This is a genomic window from Paenibacillus sp. P4_A7 (assembly GCF_056402455.1).
The window spans coordinates 1-4,008 of sequence record NZ_JBFUHJ010000487.1; the positions used below are offsets into that span (position 1 = coordinate 1).

At 41.5% G+C, this 4,008-nt stretch carries 4 protein-coding genes; 2 read left to right on the forward strand and 2 right to left on the reverse strand.

Annotated features, from left to right (window positions below; genetic code table 11):
* On the reverse strand, positions 1–1,238 hold a 1,238-nt coding region (locus tag AC1DWN_RS29380), incomplete at its 3' end, for a fibronectin type III domain-containing protein (RefSeq protein WP_477562424.1).
* A 202-nt stretch (positions 1,239–1,440) separates the two neighbouring features.
* On the opposite strand from AC1DWN_RS29380, the gene AC1DWN_RS29385 reads away from it, so the two are divergent.
* The gene (locus AC1DWN_RS29385) at positions 1,441–2,214 is read left to right on the forward strand and encodes a hypothetical protein (RefSeq protein ID WP_477562425.1); all 774 of its coding nucleotides are present in this window, start codon (positions 1,441–1,443) and stop codon (positions 2,212–2,214) included.
* A gap of 118 nt (positions 2,215–2,332) precedes the next feature.
* Positions 2,333–2,752: a DUF1284 domain-containing protein gene (locus AC1DWN_RS29390; RefSeq protein WP_477562426.1), complete on the forward strand. Its 420-nt coding sequence runs from the start codon at positions 2,333–2,335 to the stop codon at positions 2,750–2,752.
* A gap of 104 nt (positions 2,753–2,856) precedes the next feature.
* Here AC1DWN_RS29390 and AC1DWN_RS29395 read toward each other — a convergent pair whose 3' ends face one another.
* Positions 2,857–3,756 carry a J domain-containing protein gene (locus AC1DWN_RS29395; protein ID WP_477562427.1) on the reverse strand — a complete coding sequence of 300 codons (900 nt, stop codon included), beginning with the start codon at positions 3,754–3,756 and terminating at the stop codon, positions 2,857–2,859.
* Between the last annotated feature and the right edge of the window lie 252 nt (positions 3,757–4,008).

Consider the following 4,008-nt stretch of genomic DNA (forward strand, 5'->3'; position numbering starts at 1 on the left):
GGTTTCTGGATTGTGAAGCTGCTTGAGTATTCACTTGAACCTCCGTATAAATTCGTGGCAATGATTTCAAGAGAATGATAACCGTCCTGTAATTCCAGGGTTGCTGCGGTCATCGTCTCCGTTTGCCTGTTGTAGCTGTTCAGAACCTTTTGACCATCGACTTTAACTGTAATTACGCCATAGAAAAATCCAAAAGGTCTATCCGTTATTTTGGCCGAGATAATCAGCTGGTCTGACGTCAGTATTTCTAAGCTGCTCGGATATACGCCCGAAATAACCGGAGGATCGATCCGCAAAGGCGTTTCAATAAATTCATAGGGTCCATCTGTCGTCCAACCGCCATCAGGGAACTCAGCTTGCACTTGAAAGCCGTAAGTGGTAGCAGAGTTCAGCTCTGTTACATGATACGAGTTTACATTTCCATCCACCGTACCTATTAGCCTCTGGTCGGCATAAATCCGATAGCTCTTGCTTCCTTCCGCAGGAGACCACGATAAAGTAAGCGAATTCCAGGTAAAATTTGATGCGGTTATATGGCTTCCTTCTGGCCACAAGGATGTTTTAACGTAGAAGGTCCCTGAATATTCTGATTGGTTGCCGGCTTTGTCCGTGGCGCGGATTTTATAAGTGTGGGGACCGTTCTTCAAATCATAAATATAAGTAAAAACGTGTCCGTGCATATAATTTACTTCAAGTGGACGGTCATCAATTAAAAAATCGTACGAGCTAAGTCCTAATCCGTCATCCCTAATACCCGCGGATATGCTTGTCTTTGTCTCAGAAATAAGTTGGCCATCTGCAGGGTATACATTTGAGATGATTGGCGGTGTAATATCTGCTTTCAATATGACGTGAACTTTTATAGTGACTGAATTTCCCATTGTATCGAAAGCGGTGATGAAAACATCTTTTTCTCCTATGGGTAAGGATTCAAGATTCATGTTTCCTTTCCAGCATGTTGTGCTCAAACTACATGAATCGAGATTTAAGGTGAGTTGTTCAACCTGCGCGGTAACTTTTGCGATAGGGTACCTCGTAAAGGAGACGTGAACACCTAAGTACATCTGGTCGCCAACTATTGTCCTGTCTTCCAGAGAGGAAAGGGTGATTTCCATATGGTTTGTTAATGCTGCTGATCTAGGGATTTCTTCTTGTGCGTGAGCAGTAAGTGGCAATGAAATCATAACTAGCAATCCAAAAAAGATGAAAAACGGTATGGTCGAGCGAATTTTTTTCATAAATACCTCCTAATTCCTTATTTTGATTTTTTTAATAGTTATTCAATTCGCGTATAATATAACATCTAAATTTGCCTTTTGAATATAGTTCTCGGGTAATGAAGGTACTATAAAAGATAGAACTGTTGTCACATAAGAGGATTAGATACGATGGGGGTAACAAAGAACCGTTCAGAATTGCGCCGAACTAGGGGGGCTAAACTTGCTCATTAGAAAATGTATTAGTGCTTATTTTACTTCTTGGATCATTATAATGATGGCTAGTTTTTCATTTGTTTCCTATCCAGTACCGGGGAAAGAAGGGAATTGGCACGCAGCCTCAGATTTTCTGAGCTGGACGTTTGTCATCTCGATGTATGTGGTTCCAAGTACTTTTATTTATGGTATTCTTGTGTCATTTCTTCTTGAGTATATGTCGATTAATCTGAAGATCGCTGGGCCGAGAGAATGGCTGTTATCGGGATTTCTTCATGTTTTCTTCGGGGGGTTCTTCGGTATCATCTTCCAAGCCTCTTTATTTAGTATTATGGGCGGCTCAGCGGCGATCATCTTTTTCATGCTCGATCGTTTGTTCCGTTGGATAGAGCCCCGAATGAAGAAAGGAATAGTTATTACTTTAATCGGAATACCCCTTTTTCTATATACTGTGCTTATTATTTCGATACAAGTAACAGCACCGCCCAAACCGCCTTTTACCGCTGAGGATGCCTTGCAATTTGCTACTGCAGGAGAAGGCACAGTCACCGATCTATTTCCTGATGAAATTGGCAAAATCCAGCTTGAAGTAGAGGGTTATCAAGTGGAGAGGGAAACTGCGATTGAACTAACCGCTCAAAAGGAGCGGTATCTGGTTCATTTTATCGAGCGTTGGCGAAAAGGGGAGGAAACCGGTGAACAACGGTTGAGTTATAATTTGACTAGAGGCTCGTTGACTCATCATGAAGAAGTTGGACCCGATATTCCTTACCGCAGATGAGCGGGTTCTCTTTTTGTAACAAGTGAGGTTATAAACTCCACTATATATGTTAACTTTTTGATGTGATAAAATGGTTGACATATAGGCTATTTTTTTTAGGTAAGGAGACATACTGATCATGACAATTCGATTGAGAGGCCATCATTTACTTTGTTTATTGGGGTATCGTGGAATGGGATACTCGGCTGATTTTTGTGCCAATATGACGCAAATCTATGAAACACTTAGAACAACGCCGGAGGCCGAGGTGGAAATTGTAGCTGGGCCGGATGACATTTGTGCAAAGTATCCAACGGATAAAGCGAATCATTGCAACGGAACCGTTCATCATGTAGATGATGCTGTTTTGCTGAAGCTAGGTCTAGTAACTGGTGCGCGCGGCAGCTGGCAAGATATTTGCAACGAAATAGCGGATAAGATTGTACCAGCTGACATCAGCCATTTATGTGCGACCTGTCCGTGGGAATCGTATGGTGTTTGTCAAGATGGTGTTTTGCATGTGATCGAAGGGAGACCGCTGCCCGCTGTTAAAGCGTGAAGAAGCATGAAACACACACATCAACCATAATAGCGACAAAAAAGGTCTGCACGAGGTCGAAATAATGACCATGCGTGCAGACCTTTGATCTTTTAAATTGTCTATTACTTAATTGTCTCTAAATATTTTTTAATAAAGGCGACAGCTTTTTCTGGATTTTTGGCATTCCCACGAATACCGATAATCATGTCCGTCTTATAAAGTGGAAGATCATCGGCAAGCTTACTCTTAGTTAAATCAATACCATAAACATGCTCCGTTGTATCCTCGTCCGTTTTGAGCTTCAACAAAAGTTCGTCTTTTATCAAAGGCTTTAACTCGCCTTCAACCGCTTCGTCCATATTAGTTAGAACACCCTGTACACCGATCCATTTAAAAATATTGCGATCCATAATATACACATCAGGATGCTCCGTGGCTAATATAAGGACAGCTTTCTGCATATATGCATATTGAGACTGCTCATCGGGTGGAACAAATGTTAACGTTGAGGCAAATCTCTTCCATTCGGGAAACGCCGCCAAAAGTGCCTTCTCAATAGGCTCTTCTTTAGGAGTGCCTTCCTCCAGCATGTAATTGCCCATAAGCGACACATTTAGATCGATAGGAGGCAAGCTAGCAAGTCGCGCCTGTTCTTCACGATAATCGACGAAGCTAATAATCCCATAAATAATGAGTGCTACTGCAGCTATGGCGCCAAGTGTATGAAATCTGTAATAACGCCAAAAGTGATCCATTTTCTGAGCTTTTCCAGCCATTTTCTTGTATTTCCCGTATTCTTGTTCGTTGAACGCATCGGTTATTTTCCGATCCTCATACTCTAAAATAGTTCGATAAGCTTTTGTAATATCCTCAAAAGAGTCCACAGCTTCCCCTGAGTCATTCTTCATTGTTCTGGTACGTGCTTGACGCATTAATAGCGTATAACGTTTCTCTACTTCTTCTTTCGCAGCAAATTCCTGCAACCCCATAGTCTCATAGGCTTGTTTCAATTCGTCCACCATGTCACCTCGATTAGTAAGTAGCTCCTGAATGATTCCTATCTACTAGTATACGGAAATCTGCGGCTAACGCAAATTTACACGTTATTATTCTAGTAAACGCTCTCTTATAAGGCACGATGCGACTTTTTGCGATAATCGTGAGGAGTGTTTTTTAGGGTAGTTTTGAACAATGAAATAAAGCTACTTTCATAATGTGCGTAATCTGCTATTCTTATATTAGAACAACAGTTCAGATAAGTGAGGGAATAGGAA

Bases quoted from the DNA above. Each gene is read 5' to 3' on its own strand.
- AC1DWN_RS29390 (WP_477562426.1), top strand. From the start codon at position 2,333: ATGACAATTCGATTGAGAGGCCATCATTTACTTTGTTTATTGGGGTAT.
- AC1DWN_RS29395 (WP_477562427.1), bottom strand. From the start codon at position 3,756: ATGGTGGACGAATTGAAACAAGCCTATGAGACTATGGGGTTGCAGGAA.